Below are 24,400 nucleotides of genomic sequence, written 5' to 3' on the forward strand. Positions count from 1 at the left end.
GCCTATGCCTGGGAGCGGTCTGAGTAGAGTGAAAATCCCCTTCGCGGTTTATCCGAAGCGTTGGGGAGAGGCAGGGATTTCGAGGATGGTTCCTCGTCCTGTCAAAGTCTCGAAAGGTCCATGCGACAGAGTCGCAATACAAGGGTGCTTGGCGGCACCCGGTGACGATGTTCCTGGTCCTCGTGGGTGGCACCACGATCGACCGAGGGAAAAGGGAATGTTGGCTGCATTCCCCTTAAAACTGACTGTTTTTCAACAGTCAGCAATCAATACACATGCAGCAATAAGGAGATGATCTTATGAGGATGTCGAGTTCTGTACGCCGGGTAACCGGCAAAACCTGCGGTAAAAGAGGACGCCCCTTTCCTGGGGCCTGCGCGTTGCGCGGGTAGTCCTTCGGCTGTCCCGTTGGGAATGGCTGACCGGTCAACAGGTCCGAGGGAGAAGCATTAATTTGCTTCTCCCTCTCCACTCAGGACGTGAAAGATGGATAATGCCTACCGCCTCGCCCTGGAATGGGGAATTCAGTTCCAAGAGTTGTTTGACCCACTGGCGACTCTGATCGCCGTGGACGCATCAGCGGACCGTGACCGCGCCTCCTATGCGGGAATCATCGCCCATTTCCGCGACGGTGAGATGAAAATCTCGACCATCGGCCAGGTCATGCGGACTTTGACGGGACCAGCTTACCCAGAACTCTGGGCTGTAAACTGTGCCATACGGCAAGTCAGGCGCGACAGACGCCTTCCGGCGCGGAAGATCGTCTTCACCGACTGCATGCAAGCCCTGACCCGTGAAATGCGAGCAGATGAAGAAATTCGATGGGTATCCAGAAAGACGCCAATCATAAGACGGCTGCATCAGGAAGCGAACAGGATGAGGAAGGCGTTATCGCCCGCACTTACTATCACTTGCCAGCAAGCGAGAAGGGCATGAGAAGAGAAGAAAGTTGACGCCGTATTCCATAACCATAGGCTTCTTTGTGTCCGCCCGTAGAGGGTAGCTCTTATGGAATGGGAATTTCATTAAAGAGCCATGTAATCTCACATGGCGCAATTGGGTATACCCTAATGAGCCAGGCAAATATCAACCAACAGAGAAGTGAAGTCATTCATCCAAAAATTGCCCGTATTTATCTCCGCGTCAGCACTGATGAACAGGATTTACGAAGGCAGGAGCGGGTAATTGAAGACGCCCGTGCGGCTGGATGTTATGTGGCAGCAGTTTACAGAGAAAAGGCATCGGGCGCACGCTCCGACCGCCCAGAACTGATGCGGATGATCGCAGATCTCCAACCGGGAGAGTTGGTGATTGCCGAAAAAATGGACCGGATCAGTCGCTTGCCACTGGGTGAAGCAGATAGATTGGTTCAGACAATCCGGCAGCGTGGGGCGAAGCTTGCCGTTCCCGGACTGGTGGATCTGTCTGAGGTTCTTGCAGAAGCTGAAGGCGTAACCCGTTTGGTCCTGGAGGCCATGCAGGAAATGCTTTTGCGTCTTTCTCTGCAAATGGCACGGGAAGACTACGAAGACCGGCGCGAGCGTCAAAAGCAAGGTATCGAGCAGGCAAAGGCATCCGGAAGATACAGAGGGCGAAAGCCCAACATTAAAGTTCATGAACGGATTGTGGCTCTCCGAATAGGCGGCACCAGTATTTTAGAAACGGCCCGCCTGGTAGGATGCAGTGCGAGTCATGTCAAAAAGGTTTGGCTGGCTCACGTGAACGCAGCATCCCCCGAGACAATTTAGAATCAACAAATTTGGGGCCGCCCAGCAACACGTGTGCAGAAAACGGTGGTTTTCTGGACATCACAAAAATGCGCTTTTTGATGTCGCGTGATCGTACTCAAATTGTCAACATTCCCGTCCGGTTTTCTATGTTCAGGATATGCCAATGAATCAACGAATCGGTTATGCGCGTGTTTCTACGGAAGACCAGCACCTGGACCTGCAACGCGATGCCCTTCAAAAGGCAGGCTGCCGCGTTATTTATGAGGAGGCCGCCAGCGGCAAAAATGCGGCACGCCCCGAGCTTGAGCAATGCCGAAAGGCTTTGCGGAGTGGTGACACGCTTGTCGTCTGGCGGCTTGACCGACTTGGCCGCAGTCTGCCTGACCTCGTAAATATCGTGGCAGATCTTGAACGCGGTGGAGTGAGCTTTGAGAGCCTTTCCGAGAAGATAGAAACGGAAAGTGCCGCTGGGAAGTTATACCAATTTGTCGTGGTTGTGACTCATGGGGGGTACCCAAAAAGGTAGAAATGTGATTCACCGGATACCATTGAAGAAGGAAGGTATCCGAGATGAGCAAGGCTATTGCACTGCGCGAGGATTATGACGCATCGAGGGTGCGCAGTATTGCCCGACGAAGCAGACACGCGGCCCAGTCCCGGCGGCTTCTGGCCCTTGCGGCGATTTATGACGGGGCGACGCGTGGTGAAGCGGCCCGTCTTGCGGGAACGGACCGACAGATTGTTCGGGACTGGGTTCTGCGCTTTAACGCACAGGGACCTGCGGGTCTGATTGATCGTCATGGTGGGGGTGCTGCCCGCCGCATCACACCTTTTGTCATGGAGGCTCTGGCGCAGCGGATTGAAGAAGGCCCCATTCCTGCTGCTCATGGTGTTGTGCGCTGGCGATTGTGTGATCTGTGCGCCTGGCTTCATGAGGAACATGGGGTCAGCGTGTCTGTCTCCTGGTTGAACAGGATCGTCCGGAGTGAGAATTTTCGTCTGCTGACAGCTCGTCCCCGGCACTATGCCCAGAACCCGGATGCCCAGAGCGTTTTTAAAAAAACTTCCCTCAAGCCCTTGCTGCCATCAGGGCATGTCACCCCGGAAAAGATATCGAACTGTGGTGGGCGGACGAAGCGCGGATCGGCCAGAAAACGAAGCTGACACGGCGTTGGGCGAAGCGTGGCACCCGCCCCCGTGCGACAGCCGACCTACGGACCAGATCTGCCTGGATTTTCGGAGCAATCTGCCCCGCTCAGGGGAAAGGGGCCGCTCTTGTTCTCCCTTCATGCAACATCCATGCGATGAATTTCCACCTCAAAGAAATCGCCCAGGCGGTTGCTCCGCAAAGTCACGCAGTCCTCATCCTTGATCAGGCCGCATGGCATACCAGTCTGAAACTGACGGTTCCCGCCAACATCACCATCATGCCGCTGCCACCACGCTCTCCCGAACTCAATCCGGTCGAAAACGTCTGGCAGTTTATCCGTAATACATGGCTCTCAAACAGAATCTTCAAAACCTATGACGATATCGTCGATATCTGCTGTCACGCATGGAACAAACTTATCGACCAACCTTGGAGAATCATGTCACTCGGATTACGCAACTGGGCTCATAAGTCATAGCAAAGACAAATTGGTATTAGTCTTCCATGTATTCGCTGCATTGGCCGAATTTGAGCGCGGCCTGATCCGTGAAAGAACCTACGCCGGACTTGCCGCAGCGCGCGCCAGAGGGCGCTCTGGAGGTCGGAAACCCAAACTCCATGACAAGCAGTTACGAGAAATCAGGGCGTTATTGCGCGATCCTGATATCCGGGTAGCAGACGTGGCGCGCCGGTATGATGTCTCACGGACAACGCTGTACAAATACGTCGGGGCCATTACCCCACACTCAAAATGACCAGCCCCAGATTTTCTGGCCAGCTATTACCCCTGAAGTCCCTCCCATAGCCCGCCCTGCTTCACGATAGCAGCAATAACGGCACGCAACAGCGAGCTGTCATTCAGCATCTGTTTGCCCATTTTTTCATGCGCCTCCATCAGTTCGATGGTCGCATTCAGCCCTTCTTCCTGAAGATCCGGTGAGTTGGCAAACTGATCCTTTGTATTAGCCTTTGCCTGCTCCCGCAGTTTTTCAGATTCCGCCAGCTTGGTTTCCAGCCCGGCGACAAACGCCACCTTGTCTCCGTCCGTCAGATCGCCCTCAAACAGGTCATTGATTGCCTCAATGATGCGGGAAAGCTGAACCTTCATCTTGTCCTGCGGTTGCCCCGATCCGGCTTCCTTTATCGGCTCCAGCCCGTCGCCAGCTTCGTTTTTCAGCCCAAGCTTCTGCTTGCCAAGGTCTTTCATACGGTGATGCGTCAGACGCAGGGCCGTGGTGTCGATCGTGTCGCGCTCACGGTCGAACTTCAGCAGCGGCCACAGCATTTTTGCGAACAGGTACAGCTTTTCATAATCCGGATTGCCGTAGTTCAGCATCTGGCTGAAAAACTCATACATCCGCACATAGGACGCCAGATCGCTCCGGAACTGAACCAGGCCGTCAATGCGTTCCTTTGCCCCTTTCCTCTCCTGTGAGCCTTCCGGTTCATCCCGAACGATTTTCCGGGCCTCACGATAGCGGCCCAGCACACGGGAACTGACCGGCACAATGGCCGCATCAAGCTGCTGCTGTGACGCTTTCGGATTTGTGAGGATATGAGCTACCCGATCCACTTCAGGCTGATCATAGAGCCCGGCATCATCCAGCTTGTGCCGCAGGTTCACCACGCAGTTCGGATCACTGAGATCAGCCAGTGCGGCCTTCGTGTAATATTGCTGGAACGCCTTGAGGATGTCTTCCGGGTCGTTCTCGAAATCGACCACGAAGGTCATGTCCTTACCCGGATAACAGCGGTTCAGGCGCGAGAGCGTCTGGACGGCCTGAATCCCGCCAAGCTTCCGGTCCACATACATGCCGCACAGCAATGGCTGATCGAAACCCGTCTGGAACTTGTTCGCCACAATCAGAATCCGCCACGGATCTTCGGCAAAAACCTCCCTCAGGTCGCGCCCTTTCAGCGCGGGGTTGATATTGCTTTCCGTAAACGGCTCCGGGCCACTTTCCGGATCATCCACCTCGCCCGAGAATGCCGCAAGAAGCCCGAAGGGATAATGCTTTTCCTTCACGTAGCGATCCATGGCCAGCTTCCAGCGCACGGCCTCCTTGCGGCTGGCCGTCACCACCATGGCGCGCGCCCTGCCACCAAGGAGCGGCTGCACATTCTGGCGGAAATGCTCCACCACGATCTGCACCCGCGCAGCGATGTTGGTGGGATGCAGTCGCACCCACTTCATCAGTGCTTTCTTTGCTTCCGAAGCCTCGACTTCCGCGTCATCCAGAATCTGCCCGTTCTGGCTCAGGCGGAACGCCTGTTTCCAGGACACATAATTCTGCAACACATCAAGGATGAAGCCTTCCTCGATAGCCTGCCGCATGGAGTAGACATGGAACGCCTCAGGCTTGTTGCCCTCCCCCTTGGGCTGATCCGGATGCGGCAGACGCCCGAACAGTTCCAGCGTTTTGGCCTTTGGCGTCGCCGTAAAAGCAATAAAGGAAATGCCCGCATCCGCCGCAGTCCTCTGCGCCATTTCCGCCGCCAACAGGTCTTCGGTGCTGATCTCCCCACCGTCTGCAAGCTCCGCCAGTTCACCGGCTGAAAGAGCCGCCTTGAGTTTGCTGGCCGATGTTCCAGTCTGCGAGGAATGAGCCTCGTCAGCGATCACAGCGAAATGCTTGCCCTCTGCCGCCGCAAGCTGACGGATTTCCTCCAGCGCGAACGGAAAGGTCTGAATCGTGCAGATGATGATTTTCTTGCCGGTATGGAGAGCCGCCGCAAGCTCTTGACTCTTGCTGCCCCCGTTGCCGGAGATCGAGGCCACCACCCCGCGCGTGCGCTCGAAGCTCTCGATGGTTTCCGAAAGCTGCCGGTCCAGAACCGTGCGGTCTGACACCACAATGACAGTATCGAACAGCTTGTGATTGTGCGCGTCATGCAGATCGGACAGAAAATGCGCCGTCCACGCGATGGAGTTTGTCTTGCCCGACCCGGCAGAGTGCTGGATCAGATAACGCTGCCCCGGCCCCTCCTTCAGAATGGTGGAGACCAGCAGCCGTGTGGCGGCAAGCTGATGATAGCGCGGAAAGATCCAGCCCGTGATCTTCCCCCTCTTTTTTGCCGGAATGATGTAACGGCCAAGAATATCCAGCCATAAATCTGGCTGCCATACCTCCCGCCACAGATACGCCGTAGTGCCGGGATTGCCTGCACCACCATCGTTCCCCTGATTGAACGGCAGGAAGCGGCTGTGCGCGCCATCCAGATGGGTGCACATCATCACGTCACTGTTGCTGACAGCAAAATGCACGACCGCACCACCCGGCACCGAAAGCAGCGGCTCAGCAGGCTTACCGGGCGGTTTCGGTAGTCGGTCGGTGCAATACTGCTCCACCGCATCCTGAACTGACTGAGTGTAGTTTGATTTCAGCTCAGCGGTCGCAACCGGAACGCCATTCAGAAACAGGACAAGGTCCAGCTCATTGCCGTTACTGGCCGAATAACGCACCTGCCGCACAACGCGCAGGCGATTGGCATCGTAACGATGCTGCAAATGCGGATTCATCGTCAGGGCCGGACGGAACTGACAGATCTTCAGCGTTTTTGTCAGCCCGATAATGTCCAGCCCGTCCCGCAGGACGACGAGCGCACCCCGCGTGTTCAGCGCGTCCCTTACCCGTTGGCATAAAACTGCGCTAGCCGAGGCTCCATGCGTTTTTTCCAGCGTTTCCCACGCCTCGGGCTCGCATTCGCGCACCCACGCCAGCAGGTCTTCAGGGAACAGTGCGAGCCCCACGTCATATCGGGCCGCCGAACTGTCTTCGTAAATCCAGCCGGAACGACCAAGATACTCGCAGATTTCGGATTCCAGATGATGCTCTTTGTGAAGGTCGGTCATGCTTCAGCGTCCTCTACGGGAAGTGCATCAAGCTGACGGTTTTCCCATTCTTTATAAGTGACGCCAGAGCGAATTTCATGCCAACTTTCTTGGCCGTTAGCGGGGCGTCCATATATGATTGATGCAGCTGCACTTGGGCTGGAAAAAGCATAATCCTTCACAAATACAGCAAATTGCCCTTCAGGCTTTATAACGCCCCCTCTCTCAAGTTCTTCGCGTAACGGGTGATAGCCCGTTCCCTCTTTCCCTTGCCAAGACGCATAAAGGCGGGAACCGGTTAGAACGATAAATTCCCCATCCTGTAGAACAGCATGCGCCTCTATTTCGTATTTCGGATATTTGAGCGTGAACTCTGCTACCGGATCTGAGTTTAGGCTATTGACGCTGACTGTTTGCTGAGGGGGGACGGCATTTGTGGACCCTGCTGGACGGCTGCGCTGGATAAACATATCCACCCGGATGGCTGGCAGCACCACCATCAGACTGGCAAGAAACGCCTCCATCTTGGCAATATCTGCCTCCGTCAGCCCCGGCGGTTTCGGAGAGTTGCCGTTGTGCAGCGGTGTGTGTCCAATCTCCCGCGCCATGACGATAAGCCGCGCTTCCAGATACTTCACATGCGCCTTGTTCAGCCGGTTCGCGCTGGCGGAGACCAGAACAGCGGTTTCCCACCAGTCCTTGTCACTCGCCGCCGCGTGCTGTTTCAGCCTGACACCAAGATCCTCGGCCTCCCCGATATAGGCGAAGTCCTGCCCATCCTTCTCGCCAAGCAACAGGTAGACCCCGGCATAACCGGCCTCCTCCCGTCTGAGCGCTTCGGTCAGGCGTGTGCGCGGCGTAACGAACACATGCCCCGTCCAGTTGAAGAGTTCGGCGGTGATCATGCCGTCCGGATGACCGTCGATGTAAAAAAGCTCCAGAGAGCGGCCCTTGGTGTCGATCATGCTGCGAGGGCCTTGCTCTCGGCGCGCACGTCGATTTTGCCCGTAACAGCGGCGGAAATGAGAGCAGCACGGCGTTCTTTGAGGAGAGTGATTTGTCTCTGCACCTCTCTCTCTGTTGATGTTAATTTCATTTCTTTTTTCTTAATAAAATTCAATATCATTATTTGTTCATCAAAAGGAGGCATCACATAAGAAAAATTATATAAATCAGATATTCTGAAAGACGGCTGCATATGATCAGGGATCAAACTTCGCTCATAATCAAATAACGGCATGAATGCATAATACGAATATTCAGGAATAATATTATTTTTTGGAAAAATTATCATGCAGTTCTGAGAGAGACTAAACTTTCCGCACAAGAATTTTAATGACATGGCTTTAGCACCAACTGTCGTTGAAAAAATAACACCATTATCAAAATCAAATTCATAAGAATTTATGGATGCCATAACTCCGTTATTTTCCGTTTGACCACTGTAAACGGGGAAATCACCAGAAATTTCAGAACAATATTCTTTTGTTAGGAGTTGTCCATTTTTCCCTTTCTCTGCTGTAAAATCATGAGAAACCTTTTTAACTTCCCACCCTTCCGGTACCATCCCGATCCACGGGATGCCTGAGTCCTTCATGGGGGCGTTGGGGTTCAGGCCTTTTGTGACGGCGTGGGAGATGACGGCCTGCCGCTTTTCCGCAAGGAGGGCAATCAGCCGTTCCTGTTCGGCAATCAGGGCATCAATCTTCCCGCACTCACGGTCCAGAAAGCTGGCTATTGCCTGCTGTTCGGGGAGTGAAGGAAAGCATGATGGAAATGATGCCAGACTATCAGAAGATAATTCGAGAAAGGTCGTGCCTTTTCCAAGAACTTGCAATTCAGACACTGCTGAATAAAGAAAATAGAGGAAAAATTTGGACGACACTCCTTCGTCAGGAACTAGGGAACGACAGCCCTGATTCGTACACAGGTCGATCCCAGAAAGCCCGATACTTCCTATCGGCGCTCGTGTTGAAATAATAATACTGCCTTTAGGAACAATACTGACAGCGCAGCTTTCAGCTCCTTTTGCAGAAATAGTTCTTTTTGAATGCGTGATAATCTCGGGTTGTTCAGAATTTAAATCTGCAGGGGTTATCCACGTAATTTCACCATCCCAGAGATCACTCTGATCGGATTTTGGAGTTGCTCCGTTTTTTAAAGAAAATATTCGTTTGAGTGGTACGATATTCCACCCGATTGGAACTTCTCCAATCCAACCAACCCCACTATCCTTATACGCTGGATATTTCGGAAAACTCATACCGAAAGCTCCCCGAGCATAGCCATGATTTTTGCGGTCACCTCTTTCAGATCCGCATCAATCTCTGCAAGCGGACGCGGTGGCTCGAACACATAGAAATATCGGTTGAACGGAATTTCGTAGCCGATCTTTGTCTTGTCCTCATCAATCCACGCATCCGGGGCATGGGGCAGCACTTCGCGTTTAAAGTAGGTCTGAATGTCCTCATTCAGAGGCACATTTTCCGTATCGCGCAGGCTGCTATCGGGTACGGGCTTGCCCTTCGCCTTGCCGCGCTGGCCGAGGACGATATTGCCATCCTCGTCGCGTTGCGGACGTTCCACGGTGATGGTCTGATAACCGAAATCCTCATTATTGAAGATGCGGCTGAGCGGCGCGAGCCGGACCTTGCTGCCTTCGGGCGCTTCCGGTGGCGCTTCATCCTGCATCACGACTGCGCGTGTCTGCGTGCCGTCTGTGGCGGTAATGGTGGCAAGTTGAGCCTCCTGCGCGTCCTGGAACAGGCGCGTGACGAGAGTGATGTCGTCTTCCCCCATTTCCTTGCGTTTGGAGCCAAGGCTTTTCCGCATTTTCTGCCAGAAGGAGGAGGCGTCGATCAGTTGCACCTTACCCTTGCGGTTTTTCGGCTTGCGGTTGGTCAGCACCCAGACGTAGGTGGCGATACCGGTGTTGAAGAACATATCGGTTGGCAGCGCGATGATGGCTTCCACCAGATCCTCTTCCAGCACGAAACGGCGGATTTCGGACTCGCCGGACCCGGCTGCGCCCGTGAACAGGGGGGAGCCGTTCAGGACGATGCCAAAGCGAGCGCCGCCGTCCTTCGCCGGACGCATCTTATGGACGAGGTGGAGCAGGAACAGCATGGAGCCGTCCGAGATGCGCGGCAGGCCGGGGCCGAAGCGCCCGTCATAACCGAGCTTTTCATGCTCGGCCCGAACGGCTTTCTCGACTTTCTTCCACTCCACGCCAAAAGGCGGGTTGGAGAGCATGTAATCGAATTTGTGGTTCGCCAGTTCGTCATCGGAGAGTGTGTTGCCGAGGCAAATGTTGCTGACATCCTGATTGCGGATCAGCATGTCGGCCTTACAGATGGCGTAGGATTCCGGATTCAGTTCCTGCCCGAACATGGTCAGACGGGCGTCCGGATTGTGGTCGAGCAGGAACTCTTCCGCGACGGAGAGCATACCCCCGGTGCCCGCCGTCGGGTCGTAGATGGTGCGAACGGCGGCGTTGCCGGGGGTCAGCAGGCTGTCATCCTCGGCAAAGATCAGGTTCACCATCAGCCTGATGACTTCGCGCGGGGTGAAGTGCTCACCGGCCGTCTCATTGGAAGCTTCCGAGAACTTGCGGATCAGTTCCTCGAACACCTGCCCCATCTGGTGGTTATCGACGGTTTTATCGCTAAGGTCGAAGCTGACGAATTTTTCGAGCACCAGATAGAGCAGGTTGGCCTTTGCCAGACGGTCCGTCTGCTCGGTGAAGCGGAAGTGGTCGAAGATGTCACGGGCGGCGGGTGAAAAGGCGTTGATATAGGCGGAGAGGTTCTGGGTCAGGTTATCCGGATCGCCCAGCACGCCTTTCAGAGTGAAGTCGGACGTATTCACGAACTTCAGACCGGCGGCTTTCTCCATGAAAGGCATGGCGTCGATGCCTTTACTCTCCCACTTCTCCTTTTCCTTCAGCACCTTGTCACGGGTTGGGGCCAGCACGGCATCAAGGCGGCGCAGAACGGTAAAGGGCAGGATGACCCGACCGTATTCTGCTGGTCTGAAGTCACCGCGCAGAAGATCGGCGACCTGCCAGATCATGGAGGACAGGGAGGCGGTCCGGGAGGGCGTGCTCATGAGAAAATCTGGTCCGATATCGAAAGTGTGGAATCACTAGTTTTGAAAATGTTGCCGGAGCCAGACCGCGAACGCGTCTTCCTCCATTGCGCCAGACGCAAGAGCTACCATGGCTTCGACAGCTTCCGGAGCGCCGACCTGCACACGCGTGCCATTCAACCGCAGGAAAAGGACGCAGCAGCTCCATGCTGTCCGCTTGTTGGCGTCATTGAAGGGATGATTGCGAGCGATGCCATAAGCGTAGGCAGCAGCCAGAGTCGCGGTGTCCGGCGGAGGCTCTTCAGCATAGTGCCAGCGGTTTTCCGCGCGGGCTAACGCGCTGAACAGCAGATCCTCGCTTTTGAGCCCGTGGGTTCCGCCGTATTCCTTCAGGGCCTGATCGTGCATGAACAGCACCGCGTCAGGTTCCAGAAACTCAGGCACATCCGGCATCAGCGCTTGGCCAGCTCCTGAAGAACGTCTGCCTGCTCACGCAGTGTCTCACGCGCCATCTGCATCTGGCGTTCAAGCCTGAGATTACGTTTCACGAGCTTGATTCCGTCGGCCATTTCGACCAGCGTGAGTTCCTGCCCGACCTCAAGACCAAGGCGGATACGTGTCTCCGCTGGAAGGGTGACACCCACAGAATTACCCTGTTTGCGAACGACGACCGTTTCCATGGGTTCATCTCCATATTACATGTCGTAATACGTAACAGGAGCGCATCAGGGGTGACAAGCGCAAATACCCCTTTGGCAATGCTGATCAGACTGAATTGCAGGTCAGATGGTTTCCCAGCCTTTGATGATTTCGATCCATTCGCCAGGTGAAAACTGGCTTGGACCGTGCGGCTCCGGGTATCGACGCCCTGAAAGCAGCCGTTTCTCCTCAATATGTATATCTCTGGACGCCTTCTGCGCCATCCTGTCACTTACAACCTGCACGCCACGGAAAATGGCGCGGGCCATATGCTTTCCGGCCGCGCGAACCTGATCACTGGCTTTGATAAGCAGTCTGTAAGTATTGCTGGTTCTCACCCATCGTCCTTCAACCCGTTTGCGCCGGTGGGTTCGCTCGATCAGTCCAAGCTCATAGCCCCGTTCAAGTGCCCGGATGACCGTCCGCACCGAATAACGACAGGCTCGAGCGATGGCATCATGACTCGGATAGAGGCCGTCCGCCCCGAGGAAGGTGGCGAGCGTCATAAGCACAGATTTTTCGGAAGGCTTCAGTTGGTGGTCAAAATAGAGGCTCAGAACCTGCTTGCGGAAAGCCGCCTTGACGGAAGCATGGCGGCTCATCGCTTTGCACTCCCGGTCGAAACCAGAACGCGATGAAAAAAACTTGCCTGAAAGGCCCGGAGATCCGTGACAATAGAGTTAGTTTCTAGTACGCTGCTCGCACGCATTGCACGATTTTTCCTTGATCGTGCGTGCCGTTTTTGAACGTGTTTGACTCTGTAAGTCTCTGATTTTGTTGGGGTCAGCCGGTTTTGACATGGTAGGGGTCACAGGTTCAATCCCTGTTGCGCCCACCATCTTTGACCGGCTGAAAACAGCCATTTCTGGTGTTTTCTTTTCCCATCCTCATTGTCGGCTTCATGCTGTCTGGCACCATGAAATGGACCCAAGAGGCTACGGAATCCGTGCCAGAGCCGTGACGTTGTGGCAGTCTTATCATGCCTAGAGTCCCACCTTATACGGGGCCACGTATCTTCTCTGCACAACGGGCAGCGCTACTCATTGCTGCTCATCCGCTCCCTTTGACAGTTGGTTTCTCTAGACTTTCTGTCGAGGTGTTGCGTGCGATCCGTAGTGTAACGTTACGCGTCGATGCACAACTATTCGCGGAATTATGCACAAACTGGTTAGAAGCTGGTTACAGCTTTTCTTGTCCAAGGATTAAGCGGTAATCCGATTTATCACCAGTCGATAATGCTTTCTCGGTACGCCACTGCCCTCTGCTTTGTGTAAGCTGTTGTTGTCTTGGTATTGCGCCAGAGCTGCTGCCATTTCAGGTCAGTGCCGCTTTGTGTTCCCAAGAGGGCAGAGGTTTCTTCGGGGCCCAAAAGCTTTATGGAGGAAGAAAGGGCCTCAGTCCTCCAGTTGCTCTTTCTTCTTTTCGCCTTCAGCCTGAACGCTCAACTTGAGATAGATGCCCAGAGAGAAAACCATGAGCGTGGCCACAATCAGCAGGGAAGCTGGATAAATAACCGTGGCGGGACCATCGCCTCGTGTCTCGAAAATCCCTACCAGTCCTTCTACAAACACCGCGATAATAATGCTGGTAATAAATTTGGTAAGGCTGACGCGGGCTTCTGCCAGAGTATGCTTGCCGCGTGAAAGAATGACTTCCTCTTCCATAAAATATTTGGCTACGTCAAATACAGCCAAAGCAATCACCACATAACTGATGGCATGTACCACGGCGGTCTGGGCTGTCTGCCAGGAATGACTGAAGAGCTGCTTTATAAGGTCGGAAATGCCAAAGCCCACTAGAAGGACTGCCAGAACCATAAGCAGAACACTGGCGGCACCAAACGTTATTCGGGCAAGAGCATGCATGCCGGGCCTTTTTCCTTTCTCACGCAAAATCATGATTGGCTAAGACAAGGAAAAACGTTTGGTTTGCCGAAGGGGTTCCATCCGTATTGGGCGGAGCCGGTATGCGCCGAAGGGAGAAGGGGCGTGGGGTGTTCCTGTAAAAACGCATTGCTCCGGCAGGAGCAATGCGTCGTTTTAAGTGGCCTGAGTGCAGACTGATGCTTCAGGCCATCGCAACACGCAGGCGGGGGCCTGCGTGGCCTACGGGAAGAACTGCGTAGTGGAACTGGGCTTCCAGAATTTCTGCTGCCGCCAGATACATGGCTGACAAACCGCAGAAAATACCTTCATAACCGGCAATTACGGTCAGGTTGGGTTGGGCAAGCAGATCCCCCAGCCCCAGCAGAACAAACAGGACCACAAGCGATGCAAAAATGGTCTGGTGTGCTCGGGTGGCGCGCAGCGTGCCGAGGAACATGACAAAGGTAAAAAGCCCCCATACCAGCAGGTAGCTACCCATCAGGCTGGGGTCAGTTGCAGCAACAATGTTGAGCTTGGGCAGGGCGATCAGCGCCACAAGGGACAGCCAGAAAGCGCCATAGGCCGTAAAGGCGGTTAAACCGAAGGTGTTTCCTTTAAGGAATTCTAAAATGCCCGCAATAATCTGGGCAAAGCCGCCAAACATCAGGCCCATGCCCAGAATGGCGGCGCCCATGGGCACCAGTCCTGCGTTGTGCAGATTCAGCAGGACGGTGGTCATGCCAAAACCCATCAGCCCAAGGGGGGCGGGGTTCGCAAGGAGTGTGTCAGATTGTGCCATTGTCAGAACTTCTGTTCTTGTTGTTATGACACGATCATACTGGATGCTGTAGAAAGACTCCGCATGAAATCGTCAAGCGGCAGCGTAACTTTTATTTTATAGAACGCCTGCTCTATTTGGTCGTTATCGCTCTCTGTGTCTTTTTTCCAGAAGAGAAACAGGAGAGAGCCGGAGCGGATGTTTGTATAAAAAACTGTCTGAGGCTGCTCTGTGTCTCAGCCGCCGAAAGGCCGCTATGGAGCTCAGTTCTGGCTATATGCAGGTGTCAGCCGTTCCAGGGAGGACGCGCTTTTGGCACGGGCTGGTCGGGGGGCAGGCAGATCGGTCGGCTGTTCCCAGATATACAGAAGTGTCTGCCGCCATGTTTCCCGAACGGCTTCGCGCCATTTTTCATTGGGGGCAGGGGTGAGGGACTGCTCGTTAAAACGGGGCATTGTGCTTTCCTGTGCGCTTACGTGCGAGGGCCTTTTAGCCTCTCTTTTCCTCCAACGGTGTGACGTTTCCATGAAACTCTCTTGTCTTTTCGGAAATGAACTGAAAAAGAACTTCGGTCATATTCGTGCCATGGAGATATGAAATTATTGGAAAACAAAAGAAAAAGGAGTGGCTGATGACAGCATTTCAAGACTATTGGATAACTCTGAAAAACGTCTTTTCCCGAAGTTTTTCTGTCTTCTGGCGAAAACTGATCAAAAGACGAGGGAGAAGAAAAGCATGGTTGTGATCTCTAACCTTCTTCCCGCAGGTCCATAAAAAACCCCCACATCCGTTTGGAAGTGGGGGTTTTCTCTGTTCGGGAGGAAAGAGCGTGCTGCTCTTCCCTCAAACAATGGGGCCGTTTGTTTTATTTGCTGTTGCCAGAAAATGTATTGCTGATGTCCTGTCCAGCTTCCTTGCCCCAGTTGCCAATTTTCTTGCCGGTCCGTTTGCTCCAGTTCTTTGTGGAGTCAGCAGCCTCTTCCGTGCCGTTCTTTGTTTTGTTCCAAGCGTGATTGGTCCCTTCCTTCGTCTTGTCCCAGGCTTCGGAAGTGCCGTTTTTGGTTTTGTCCCATGCCTTTTCGGACCCTTCCTTGGTGCGGTCCCACGTTTTGGCGGTACCCTGCTTTGTCTTGTCCCAAGCTTCGGAAGTGCCGTTTTTGGTTTTATCCCATGCCTTTTCGGACCCATCCTTGGTGCGGTCCCACGTTTTGGCAGTGCCCTGCTTTGTCTTGTCCCAGGCTTCGGAAGTGCCGTTTTCGGTTTTGTTCCAAGCCTTTTCGGACCCCTCTTTGGTGCGGTCCCATGTTTTGGCGGTACCCTGCTTGGTTTTGTCCCACGCATTGGTGGTGGTGGAGCGGGTATCGTTCCAGGCGCGGTTGATCGGTCCCTGTTCTTCAGCGTGCGCACCGGGCAGGGAGAGAGTAAACGCCGCGGTGGCAAGCAGGGTCGTTGCGAACGTACGGATCGTCATAAGCGCCATAAAAAATCTCCAAATGCTGTTCGTTCAATCGTATGAAGATGGAAACTGTTTATGGCAAATATGAGAACAGGCTGTGCCGACCCTGTGTCACAGGGCGGGAGCCGTCAAAAAAGAGCAGGCCGGGGTATGCTGTCCAGCGCGGCTTGCAGGATATAGGCGGCTGCCAGCTGGTCCACCACACCTTCCCGTTTTTTGCGTGACAGGTCTGCTTCCTGAATCAGCATCCGGTTTACGGCGGAAGAAGAAAGGCGTTCATCCCACAGACAGACGGGCAGACCGGTCTGATCAGAAAGTGCCATGGCCCAGTCCTTTGCCGCCTGTGCGGCTGGCCCGAACGAGCCATCAAGGGAGAGAGGAATGCCGATCACCATTCCGCCAATGCCGTGCCGGTCGGCCAGCGTGCGGATGTGGGTCGCCATGGCGCCCAGTTTGCCGCGTTTTACGGTTTCCAGCGGGGTGGCCACCATGCGTGAGACATCGGAAAGGGCAAGGCCGACCTGCTTGCGGCCGGGATCTATGCCCAGCAGACGGTCATTGCGGGCCAGAGCGGCGGTCAGGTCGGTCAGATTAAGGAGTGCCATGTCTGCACGGTATGTTGCCTTGCGCCCGATTATGCTAGGGCTTTTTTCCCCTAAACAGTCTGAAGAGAGTCTGCTTTCATGTCGCTTGACCTCGCGACCACCCGACGTATTGCGAAACTGGCCCGCATCGGCCTTGAAGATGCTGAGCTTGAATCCGTCCGCCAGAAGCTGGATGGCATTCTGGGCTGGGTTGATCAACTGTCCGAGGTGGATGTTGAGGGCGTGCCCCCCATGGTGGGCACGGAGATGGAAGCCCTGCGCCAACGTGAAGATGTGGTGACAGACGGAAACTGCCGTGAGGCCGTTCTGTCCTGCGCGCCGGAAACATCTGGCCCCTTCTACACTGTACCCAAGGTTGTTGAATAAGATGCTGACCGGACTGACCCTGACCGAAGCGCGCACTGGCCTTGCCGCCCGCAAATTTTCTGCGCGAGACCTCGCCACGGCGCACATGCAGGCCATTGCGCGCCTGAACCCCAAACTGAACGCCTACATTACCGTTCTGCCGGAAAAAGATGTTCTGGCAGCGGCTGATGCCGCAGATGCCCGTTATGCTGATGGCACAGCCCGCCCCATGGAAGGGCTGCCCATTGGCGTGAAGGATCTGTTCTGCACTAAAGGGGTTAAAACAACCGCTGCCAGCAAGATGCTGGCCGATTTTGTACCGCCGTATGAAAGCAGCGTGACGCAGCGCCTGCTGGATGCCGGATCTGTTTTTGTGGGCAAGACCAACCTGGACGAATTTGCCATGGGGTCGGCCAACATCACATCCGCGTTCGGATCGGTTCTCAATCCGTGGCAGCGGAAAGGGGATGAGGCAACCGCGCTGGTGCCGGGCGGGTCTTCCGGTGGTTCCGCTGCTGCGGTAGCGGCTGGTCTGGCTCTGGCGGCTACGGGCACGGATACGGGGGGCTCAATCCGTCAGCCTGCCGCTTTCTGCGGTATTGTGGGGCTTAAACCTACCTATGGCCGGTGCAGTCGCTGGGGTACCATTGCGTTTGCAAGCTCCCTTGATCAGGCTGGCCCCATGACGCGCAGCGTGGCAGATGCCGGGCTGATGCTGGAAGCCATGGCTGGTTTTGATGAAAAAGACAGCACCAGTTCCAACCGCCCGGTTCCCGCTTTTGCTCAGGCTGTTGGCAAAAGTGTAAAAGGCCTGCGGGTCGGGATTCCGGCAGAATATCGTGCGCCTGGTCTGCCTGCTGAAATTGCCGCCATGTGGGAGCAGGGAATTGCCTGGCTGCGGGATGCCGGGTGCGAGATTGTGGATGTTTCCCTGCCGCACACCAAATATGGGCTTGCCACGTACTACATCATTGCACCTGCTGAGTGTTCATCCAACCTGGCCCGGTATGATGGCATTCGCTTTGGTGCCCGCAAGGACGCCCCCACGCTGGATGGCATCTATGAGCGGACCCGCGCCGAAGGGTTTGGGGAAGAAGTGCGCAACCGTATCCTGATGGGCACCTATGTGCTGTCCGCTGGCTATTATGATGCGTATTACCTCAAGGCCCAGAAAGTGCGCACTCTGATCAAGCGTGACTTTGTGCAGGCTTTTGAACAGGTGGACGTGCTGCTGACCCCAACCGCGCCAAGTGCTGCGTTTGCGCAGGGTGAAAATATGGATGATCCGGTGCAGATGTATCTGAACGACATCTTTACCGTGCCAGCCAGCATGGCCGGTGTGCCTGCGCTGTCCGTGCCCGTGGGGCTGGACGCAAAAGGGCTGCCGTTGGGGCTGCAAATTATTGGTCGGCATTTTGATGAGGAAACCGTGCTGTCTGTTGGCGGCGCGCTTGAGGCTGCTGCGGGCTTTGCCCACACGCCCACCCTGCATGCGGAGGCAGGTGCATGAGCTACGTTATTGAAGGTAAAACCGGAAACTGGGAGATTGTGGTCGGGCTGGAGGTGCATGCCCAGATCATCAGCCAGTCCAAACTGTTTTCCGGCGCGTCCACCAAGTTTGGCGGAGAGCCCAACACGCAGGTCAGTCTGGTCGATGCGGCTTTTCCGGGCATGTTGCCGGTTATTAACAGGGAATGTGTGGCGCAGGCTGTCCGGACGGGTCTGGGCCTGAATGCCCGCATTAATCTGGAAAGCCGGTTTGACCGCAAGAACTACTTCTATGCGGATTTGCCGCAGGGCTACCAGATCAGCCAGTTTGCCCACCCCATTGTTGGGGAAGGCACGATTGAAATTGAACTGGCAGGGGGTGAAACCCGCCAGATCGGCATCACCCGGCTGCATATGGAGCAGGACGCGGGCAAGCTGCTGCATGATCAGGACCCCACCCGTTCCTTTGTGGACCTGAACCGCGCCGGTGTGGCGCTGATGGAAATTGTCAGCGAACCCGATATCCGTGCGCCAGAAGAAGCCGGGGCCTACCTGCGCAAGCTGCGCCAGATTCTGCGTTATCTGGGCACATGTGACGGCAACATGGAAGAAGGCTCCATGCGGGCGGACGTGAACGTGTCTGTTCGGAAAGCGGGTGAGCCGTTCCGTACGCGCTGCGAGATCAAGAACGTCAACTCCATCCGCTTTGTCATGCAGGCCATTGAAGTGGAAGCTGCGCGTCAGGTGGAAATCTGGGAAAATGGCGGCGAGGTCGATCAGGAAACCCGCCTGTTTGATCCCGGCCGTGGGGAAACCCGCACCATGCGCTCCAAGGAAGACGCGCATGATTACCGTTACTTCCCTGACCCTGATCTGCTGCCGCTGGTGATTGAACAGGCTTGGGTGGATGGCCTTAAAGCGGCCCTGCCGGAGCTGCCGGACGCCAAGCGTGCCCGTTTCCAGAAAGACTACGGCATTCCGTTTTATGATGCCGGGGTGCTGGTGGCGGAACAGTCTGTGGCGGATTTCTTTGAAACCGTTGCCAAAGGGCGTGATGGTAAGCTGGCGGTGACATGGGTGACGGGGGATCTGTTTGCTGCCCTGAATCGCACCGGGCGCACCATTGAAAACAGTCCTGTCAGCGCGGAAGCGCTTGGCAAGATGCTGGACCTGATTTCCGATGGCACCATCAACGGCAAGATTGCCAAGGATGTGTTTGAAGACATGGTGGAAACGGGGGAAAGCCCGGACGCCATTGTTGAGAAAAAAGGCCTCAAGCAGGTAACGGATACCGGCGTGATTGACGCCGCTGTGGACGCCATCATGGCCAAACATGCGGACAAGGTGGAAGAATTCCGCTCTGGCAAGGATAAGTTGTTCGGCTTCTTTGTGGGGCAGGTCATGAAAGAAACCAAAGGCAAAGCCAACCCAGCTCTGGTGAACGAGGCTCTGAAAGCCAAACTGAACGGATAAGGGGTGAGGGGATGTAAAAAATCCCCTCAAATAAGCGTTTAGGGGGTTTGACGGAAAGCAAAGAACCTCCTAAAAGCACCAATGCAAACGTCGTGTATCTTTACACTCTTCTTGCGGAGGGGTGGCCGAGTGGCTGAAGGCGACGGTTTGCTAAACCGTTATACGGGTTAAACTGTATCGAGGGTTCGAATCCCTTCCCCTCCGCCAACAACTCCCTGATTTAAGTCACGGCATCCAAGCCTCATAAAATGGGTTTTGTGGGGGCTTTTCTCAGCCTCCTCATATGGCATGTGGGGGCCTTTGTGAGGTTGGTGAGTTCCATACTCCCTTGTTTCGTTGCGAGTTGGACGCGCTCCTGTTCCGCTATTGCGGGTAGCCTAGGGAGAGTTTTGCTCCGTCACCCTAACGCTGCTGTGGCGCACGTGACGAGAGCGACATAGATACCCGCGTATCCGTTGCTTCTGAACGGCCGAATTGGAGCCCGGGGGAGATGAGCTTAAAAGGCGATGGGATGATCGAGAAGGCAGTCTCGGCTTTCGCAGTCTGTGTTGATGTGCTGCATGCGATAGGATCAGCGTTGTTAGAAAGATATTCTCCCGTATCGCTATCGCGGGTCACGCCGCCCATACGTCTGAGGGGATGTGCTACGGGAGTTTGAAAAATCAGTCAGGTTGGGTCAGATGAGGCTCGGTGAGGCGGAAAATGTAGGTTTTTTGTTTCTATGGCCCTCTCAAGCCTGCAAATTTGCCTTTTCAGCCTAAAATAACTCTCGTCAGTTTCTGCCTCTGCCTCTGCCTCTGCCTCTGCCTCTGCCTCTGCCTCTGCCTCTGCCTCTGCCTCTGCTACAGCCACTGACCATCAAACAGTGTCTTAAAGACCTCCTCTGTAGGGAGGGTTCTTGGTCGCCTGAAAATGTGTTTCTGTTGTCGAGGCAGAATGTATTGTTATTCACATACGCGTAGATGCGTTGAAATGATGACAGGCACTCTACGCCCCGAGTGAGAACCTCAAGAGCCGCGAGATTTCTGCAAACTCTGTGTTTTTGTGAAGCCTTGTTCAACCCATGCCTGTGGTGATGGCTACTTCTTGATAGGCGCCATCAGGATGTCCGGTGGCAAAGGGATGGGAGAAGACGAATAGCCTTCTGTTGTGGGTAGGGCTGTTGTGTTGCCCACGTTTTCAGCGTGCATCTTGTGAAAACCATCCCGGTCTTTTTCTGATGTTCAATCGGTCTCCATGGTGTGTGCACCAGGCCTCTGGGGTAGGGGAGATGGTAGTCAGGATCGGGTCTTTTGCTTTGTAAGCGCTTGAACTTGATGTGAGAGAAGAACGCTTTTTCCGATTCTCTCACCTGTTTTTTCCTAAAACGGGCATCCAGAGGGCGGCATAAGATAAAAAGTGACGCAATCAGGACCTCTTTTTTCCAAGAAAAGTCGTTTTCACAAGGTGTTATGCGCTTTCCGGCTTTAGTTTTTTTGTAATCTGAGCCAAAATGATAAGTGAATTTACCCGATCCTGTTGCAGCCTGTGAGTCTACGCCTTTGCGTGTCCGTTGCGCCGCACTGCGGGTTCCGAGACTGAAGGGATGCAACAAGGTGAAAATCCGGTATATCGTCAGCGTTGCTGCGTTTGTGGTGAGCCCGGCGCAAGCGGAAACGGTTTATCGGTTAACAGCGCCAACTCTGGCCTGCGCCACCCCTAGCGCCACGCGGGATGCCAATGAGGCGATGCTGCATGGGCATGATTTCTCAAGATTCCAGAAACTGTATGATTGCCGCATTATAAATGATACCGGCCGATGGGATGAAATAGCTGAAAATGGTGATGTGCTGTTGCTGCGCAAAACACCACCAACACCCGGCTTGCCTCCGTTGTATTTTGCCAGACGTGCTGTCACACCTCTTCTTGAAACGTCAGAAGCTGAGCAGGATCTGATTCATACCGTTGAGTCATTCCGTACCGAGCATTCTGCCAGCAGCCAAAGGCAACCTGTTTCGCATAAAGCTGACAAAACGCAGAGTGAGACATTTTCCGCCCGCTCTGTGGGGGGGCAACCTGTAATCGATAGTGTCAAAAACAGCTTTCAGGCTCTTTGGAAAAAAATGTCCACACTGTCTGCGCAGATAGGATGGCATAATGGGTTTGTAAAAGTCATTGAATGGGGCGTGGGTCTGTATGTTCTGCTTAAAGCGGCAGGAGCTTATCGGCGGCGGCGTACGTTTAGAAATACGGTGCAAACCGGAAAACGCCTGATTGATACTCTGGCTGATCGGCTTCAGATCCGGCGCAAGCAACTGGTTTTTCAGAACGCATATGGCACAACCATTTATGATAAATGGAATAAGGAAAAATCCGAATTCATGCGGCGGGAAATGTATGCCTGCCTGAGCAAGCATGGGTACGAAAAATATTTTGAAAAAGCCACACCGGAACTGCTGACATATCTGGATCAGGTTGCCTTCAAGGAGCCGCATGCTGTTGCGGCCAAGAACAGTAATCCTGATATCTATACCCCCGATATGGACCCGTTTGATTATGAACGTTATTGCGCAAAGCTGCTTAAAAAAGCGGGGTGGGATGCAATCGTCACATCGGAATGTGGAGATCAGGGAGCAGATATTGTTGCGACAAAAAAAGGCCTGCGTCTGATCCTGCAGTGCAAGCTTTATTCAAGGGCTGTCGGGAATGATGCCGTGCAGCAGGTAGCTGCCGCCAGACACCATTATGCAGGACGTTTTGCGGCCGTTGTTTCAAATGCCCCTTACACAATTCCCGCGCAGCAACTGGCAAAAACAAACAAGATATTTCTTCTGCACCATGATGAACTGCAAGATTTTGTCAGACGTCTGGAAAATTTTACATCTGCCCGCGTGAGAGGGTAACACGCCGCACGTTATCCTGCCTCTGCCTCTTTCTTGAAGAATGGGTTGTGCTTGCTCAACGGGCATCGTGAACGAGGGGCGTGGCTCCCGTTCTCCGGTAACACATGCTTAGGGGCGGGGTGTTGACGGGTGCGTTTGATCTCAGCTTCTTTGTGCATTCTATCCGATGATAGGGAAGTCTCTCATCGGTGGCGCTTTCTTGAAAGCTTGCGTCGTCTCAGATCGAACCCGGTCTTGTGATCTGATGCTTCAAAAGCGATGATGAGTGACCCACTGCATGGCTGAGACGGTTTTCAGCAGTGAGGAGACGCTGCGCAACGTGCTCGCAGCCGGAGCTTGGGCGCGGGTGCTCTTTTGTCCGACAACGGACAGGATCGGCCGATTAAAAGAAAAATTACATTTTGTTCTCTTCGTCTTCGTTCTCCTGCCTGAGCGAGAAAAGAGGGGAAGAATTTCTCTTTTAATACAGTGAATTATAAAGATAATACGCGGGAAACTGCGAAACGTGACGTTGTGTTGGCGTGCAATGATACAACGCACTCTCTAGGTAAAAAATGAAGAGAATATGTCGATAGGATGGTATTGGTTGGAAATATCAATTTATAATGATAAAAAGACAGATAATGTATATTTTTTAATCCAAAAGGGAGGGCAAGAATGGAAAAAATAATATCTCTTTTTGCGGATTTTGGTGTTTTTGTTCTCTTTCCGTGGGTTTTGTGGCGTGTAACGCGTAGAGTATTACCAATAGTCGTTTTGCCAATACTTTTGGGTATTCTGCTGGCAGTTTGGCATGTGCCTGTTGAGCAGTGGGGAATTCCTTCTGTTTATGGGGATGATATCGGCTGGGTAGCCGTGCTTGTGCTGGCATTTACGGCCGGGCTGGAAATGTGGGTGGACCCAAACCACGGCAAAGGAGCGGAAGAGGCCATTCCTTCGCCCTCTTTGGGGCGGCTGCTTGGCGGTGCTGTCGTAGCGCTGGGAGGGCCGTTTCTGATCGGCTCTCTGGTGGTCTATCAGTTCTTTCTGCCTCTTCACGGCTGGGCGGCTCCGCAGGTCTCTCCCTTGATGGGGGCTGTTTCCCTGGGGTTGTGTATTGCTGTCAGCGCGCTGCCGGTGCTGATAGGCATTGTGCGTGAGCTTGAACCTGTGCACCGCGCAGTGGGGCAGTTGGCCCTGAAGCTGGCGGTGGTGGATGATGCTGCCCTCTGGATCGGGTTGGCCATTCTGCAGTTCATGGCCAAAGGACCTTCTGCGCTGCATGGCTGGTCCTGGCTGGAATTTCTGGCGGTGTTTCTGCTGGTTGGGCTGGCTTCTGCTGGCGGCTGGGCGGCCCGGCATTTCCGGCATCCCCCCCTTATTGTGATCTGGGCCGCAGTGCCTGTTTATCTGGCTGCCGGATCATGGGCTAGCAAGCAGCTTGGTTTGCATGAACTGATTGGGGCTTACTTTGCTGGGGCTATCATGCCGCCAAGCTGGGTGCGTCGCCTGCCGGTGGAGGAAGTTGGCACCTTTGCCCTTATCTGGCTTGCTCCCATGTTCTTTGGCCATAGTGGCCTGAAAATTGATGGCGATGCCCTGACATGGCCTTCTCTGGCGGCTTCTCTGGCGCTGGTGGCGGTCTCCATCGTGACCAAGATGGGAGCAGTCTATCTTTTCCCTCCCGCTTCCGGTCTCACATCGCGCCAGCGGCTGAGCGTGGGAGCATTGTTGCAATGTAAGGGGCTGATGGAAATTGTGGCCGCGACCATTCTTCACGCGCAAGGTATGATCTCGGAGTTCGCCTTTGCTGCTCTGATGGTGCTGGCGGTTATTTCCACCTCTCTTACAGGTCCTCTGTTCCGACTGTTTTCCGGCAAGTCAGCAGAGCAAGCGTAAAAGCAGAAGGGGCTATGCAGCTTCTTCATTAGATAAGGCAGAAATACTGAGCAGGAAGATTTTCTACCCTCTTATAATGGGGCTGCCCTCGTTATCGCTGGTTTGATTGCTGGCTTGCAGACCGTCTTGCCTG

General features: G+C 54.3%; 23 protein-coding genes and 1 tRNA gene. 12 read left to right on the plus strand and 12 right to left on the minus strand.

The genetic code is table 11. The annotated features are described in order from the left end of the window. The first annotated feature begins 486 nt into the window (after positions 1-486). The 5 genes from ASN_RS08920 (at position 487) to ASN_RS18715 (ending at position 3,635) form a co-directional block, all read left to right on the plus strand. A complete protein-coding gene (locus ASN_RS08920) occupies positions 487-936 on the plus strand; it encodes a hypothetical protein (RefSeq protein ID WP_058987963.1) in 450 nt (149 codons plus the stop codon). Positions 937-1,013: 77 nt separating this feature from the next. Then, the gene (locus ASN_RS08925) at positions 1,014-1,748 is read left to right on the plus strand and encodes a recombinase family protein (protein ID WP_231948151.1); all 735 of its coding nucleotides are present in this window, start codon (positions 1,014-1,016) and stop codon (positions 1,746-1,748) included. Between the two features lie 145 nt (positions 1,749-1,893). After that, positions 1,894-2,256 carry a recombinase family protein gene (locus tag ASN_RS08930; RefSeq protein WP_231948152.1) on the plus strand — a complete coding sequence of 121 codons (363 nt, stop codon included), beginning with the start codon at positions 1,894-1,896 and terminating at the stop codon, positions 2,254-2,256. 44 nt (positions 2,257-2,300) lie between these two features. Beyond that, positions 2,301-3,358 (plus strand): IS630 family transposase gene (locus tag ASN_RS18710; RefSeq protein ID WP_099048300.1). Its coding sequence is split into 2 segments (ribosomal slippage): positions 2,301-2,793 and positions 2,793-3,358, totalling 1,059 coding nucleotides; the frame shifts between segments, so codons are not numbered across the junction. Positions 3,359-3,368: 10 nt separating this feature from the next. Next, positions 3,369-3,635, plus strand: coding sequence for a helix-turn-helix domain-containing protein (locus ASN_RS18715; protein ID WP_269148855.1), 267 nt, complete (start codon positions 3,369-3,371; stop codon positions 3,633-3,635). A gap of 26 nt (positions 3,636-3,661) precedes the next feature. Here ASN_RS18715 and ASN_RS08945 read toward each other — a convergent pair whose 3' ends face one another. From ASN_RS08945 to ruvX, 12 genes are all read right to left on the minus strand, one after another. Beyond that, a complete protein-coding gene (locus ASN_RS08945) occupies positions 3,662-6,733 on the minus strand; it encodes a type I restriction endonuclease subunit R (protein WP_058987967.1) in 3,072 nt (1,023 codons plus the stop codon). Beyond that, entirely contained in the window at positions 6,730-7,677 is a 948-nt protein-coding gene (locus ASN_RS08950) for a GIY-YIG nuclease family protein (protein ID WP_058987968.1), read from the minus strand. The genes ASN_RS08945 and ASN_RS08950 overlap by 4 nt, the downstream gene beginning before the upstream one ends. Further along, a complete protein-coding gene (locus ASN_RS08955) occupies positions 7,674-8,975 on the minus strand; it encodes a restriction endonuclease subunit S (RefSeq protein ID WP_082666630.1) in 1,302 nt (433 codons plus the stop codon). The genes ASN_RS08950 and ASN_RS08955 overlap by 4 nt, the downstream gene beginning before the upstream one ends. After that, positions 8,972-10,783 (minus strand): type I restriction-modification system subunit M, encoded by a 1,812-nt coding sequence (locus tag ASN_RS08960; protein ID WP_058989249.1) that lies wholly within the window; start codon positions 10,781-10,783, stop codon positions 8,972-8,974. Before ASN_RS08960 ends, ASN_RS08955 begins: the two co-directional genes overlap by 4 nt. A gap of 72 nt (positions 10,784-10,855) precedes the next feature. Continuing rightward, on the minus strand, positions 10,856-11,251 hold the full coding sequence (locus ASN_RS08965; protein ID WP_058987970.1) for a type II toxin-antitoxin system death-on-curing family toxin: 396 nt from the start codon (positions 11,249-11,251) through the stop codon (positions 10,856-10,858). Then, on the minus strand, positions 11,251-11,478 hold the full coding sequence (locus ASN_RS08970; RefSeq protein WP_003630907.1) for an AbrB/MazE/SpoVT family DNA-binding domain-containing protein: 228 nt from the start codon (positions 11,476-11,478) through the stop codon (positions 11,251-11,253). Before ASN_RS08970 ends, ASN_RS08965 begins: the two co-directional genes overlap by 1 nt. A gap of 102 nt (positions 11,479-11,580) precedes the next feature. Further along, entirely contained in the window at positions 11,581-12,099 is a 519-nt protein-coding gene (locus tag ASN_RS08975; RefSeq protein ID WP_058987971.1) for a helix-turn-helix domain-containing protein, read from the minus strand. Between the two features lie 792 nt (positions 12,100-12,891). Then, positions 12,892-13,362, minus strand: coding sequence for a hypothetical protein (locus tag ASN_RS08985; protein WP_035382084.1), 471 nt, complete (start codon positions 13,360-13,362; stop codon positions 12,892-12,894). A 202-nt stretch (positions 13,363-13,564) separates the two neighbouring features. Then, positions 13,565-14,161, minus strand: a complete 597-nt coding sequence (locus ASN_RS08990; RefSeq protein WP_058987973.1) for an acetate uptake transporter — start codon at positions 14,159-14,161, stop codon at positions 13,565-13,567. A 242-nt stretch (positions 14,162-14,403) separates the two neighbouring features. After that, the gene (locus ASN_RS08995) at positions 14,404-14,595 is read right to left on the minus strand and encodes a hypothetical protein (protein WP_045542060.1); all 192 of its coding nucleotides are present in this window, start codon (positions 14,593-14,595) and stop codon (positions 14,404-14,406) included. Between the two features lie 410 nt (positions 14,596-15,005). After that, on the minus strand, positions 15,006-15,620 hold the full coding sequence (locus tag ASN_RS09000) for an endoglucanase (RefSeq protein WP_197603271.1): 615 nt from the start codon (positions 15,618-15,620) through the stop codon (positions 15,006-15,008). 104 nt (positions 15,621-15,724) lie between these two features. Then, positions 15,725-16,201 (minus strand): Holliday junction resolvase RuvX, encoded by a 477-nt coding sequence (ruvX, locus tag ASN_RS09005; protein ID WP_058987974.1) that lies wholly within the window; start codon positions 16,199-16,201, stop codon positions 15,725-15,727. A 78-nt stretch (positions 16,202-16,279) separates the two neighbouring features. Here ruvX and gatC point away from each other — a divergent pair, with 78 nt between their 5' ends. The 7 genes from gatC to ASN_RS09035 all read left to right on the plus strand — a co-directional run bounded on the left by gatC (position 16,280) and on the right by ASN_RS09035 (position 24,267). Beyond that, a complete protein-coding gene (gatC, locus tag ASN_RS09010) occupies positions 16,280-16,567 on the plus strand; it encodes an Asp-tRNA(Asn)/Glu-tRNA(Gln) amidotransferase subunit GatC (protein WP_006559089.1) in 288 nt (95 codons plus the stop codon). Position 16,568: 1 nt separating this feature from the next. Then, positions 16,569-18,056 (plus strand): Asp-tRNA(Asn)/Glu-tRNA(Gln) amidotransferase subunit GatA, encoded by a 1,488-nt coding sequence (gatA, locus tag ASN_RS09015; protein ID WP_035382089.1) that lies wholly within the window; start codon positions 16,569-16,571, stop codon positions 18,054-18,056. After that, complete coding sequence (gene gatB / locus ASN_RS09020; RefSeq protein WP_006559087.1) at positions 18,053-19,507, plus strand: Asp-tRNA(Asn)/Glu-tRNA(Gln) amidotransferase subunit GatB; 1,455 nt, start codon at positions 18,053-18,055, stop codon at positions 19,505-19,507. Before gatA ends, gatB begins: the two co-directional genes overlap by 4 nt. A gap of 115 nt (positions 19,508-19,622) precedes the next feature. Beyond that, positions 19,623-19,714, plus strand: a tRNA-Ser gene (locus ASN_RS09025). 1,388 nt (positions 19,715-21,102) lie between these two features. Then, positions 21,103-22,389 carry a restriction endonuclease gene (locus ASN_RS09030; protein ID WP_058987975.1) on the plus strand — a complete coding sequence of 429 codons (1,287 nt, stop codon included), beginning with the start codon at positions 21,103-21,105 and terminating at the stop codon, positions 22,387-22,389. Positions 22,390-22,666: 277 nt separating this feature from the next. Then, entirely contained in the window at positions 22,667-22,861 is a 195-nt protein-coding gene (locus ASN_RS19655) for a hypothetical protein (RefSeq protein WP_157765162.1), read from the plus strand. A 185-nt stretch (positions 22,862-23,046) separates the two neighbouring features. After that, the gene (locus ASN_RS09035; protein WP_006559593.1) at positions 23,047-24,267 is read left to right on the plus strand and encodes a cation:proton antiporter; all 1,221 of its coding nucleotides are present in this window, start codon (positions 23,047-23,049) and stop codon (positions 24,265-24,267) included. The last annotated feature ends 133 nt before the right edge of the window (positions 24,268-24,400 follow it).

Origin of the sequence: Acetobacter senegalensis, assembly GCF_001499615.1 — a bacterium.
Taxonomy (GTDB): domain Bacteria; phylum Pseudomonadota; class Alphaproteobacteria; order Acetobacterales; family Acetobacteraceae; genus Acetobacter; species Acetobacter senegalensis.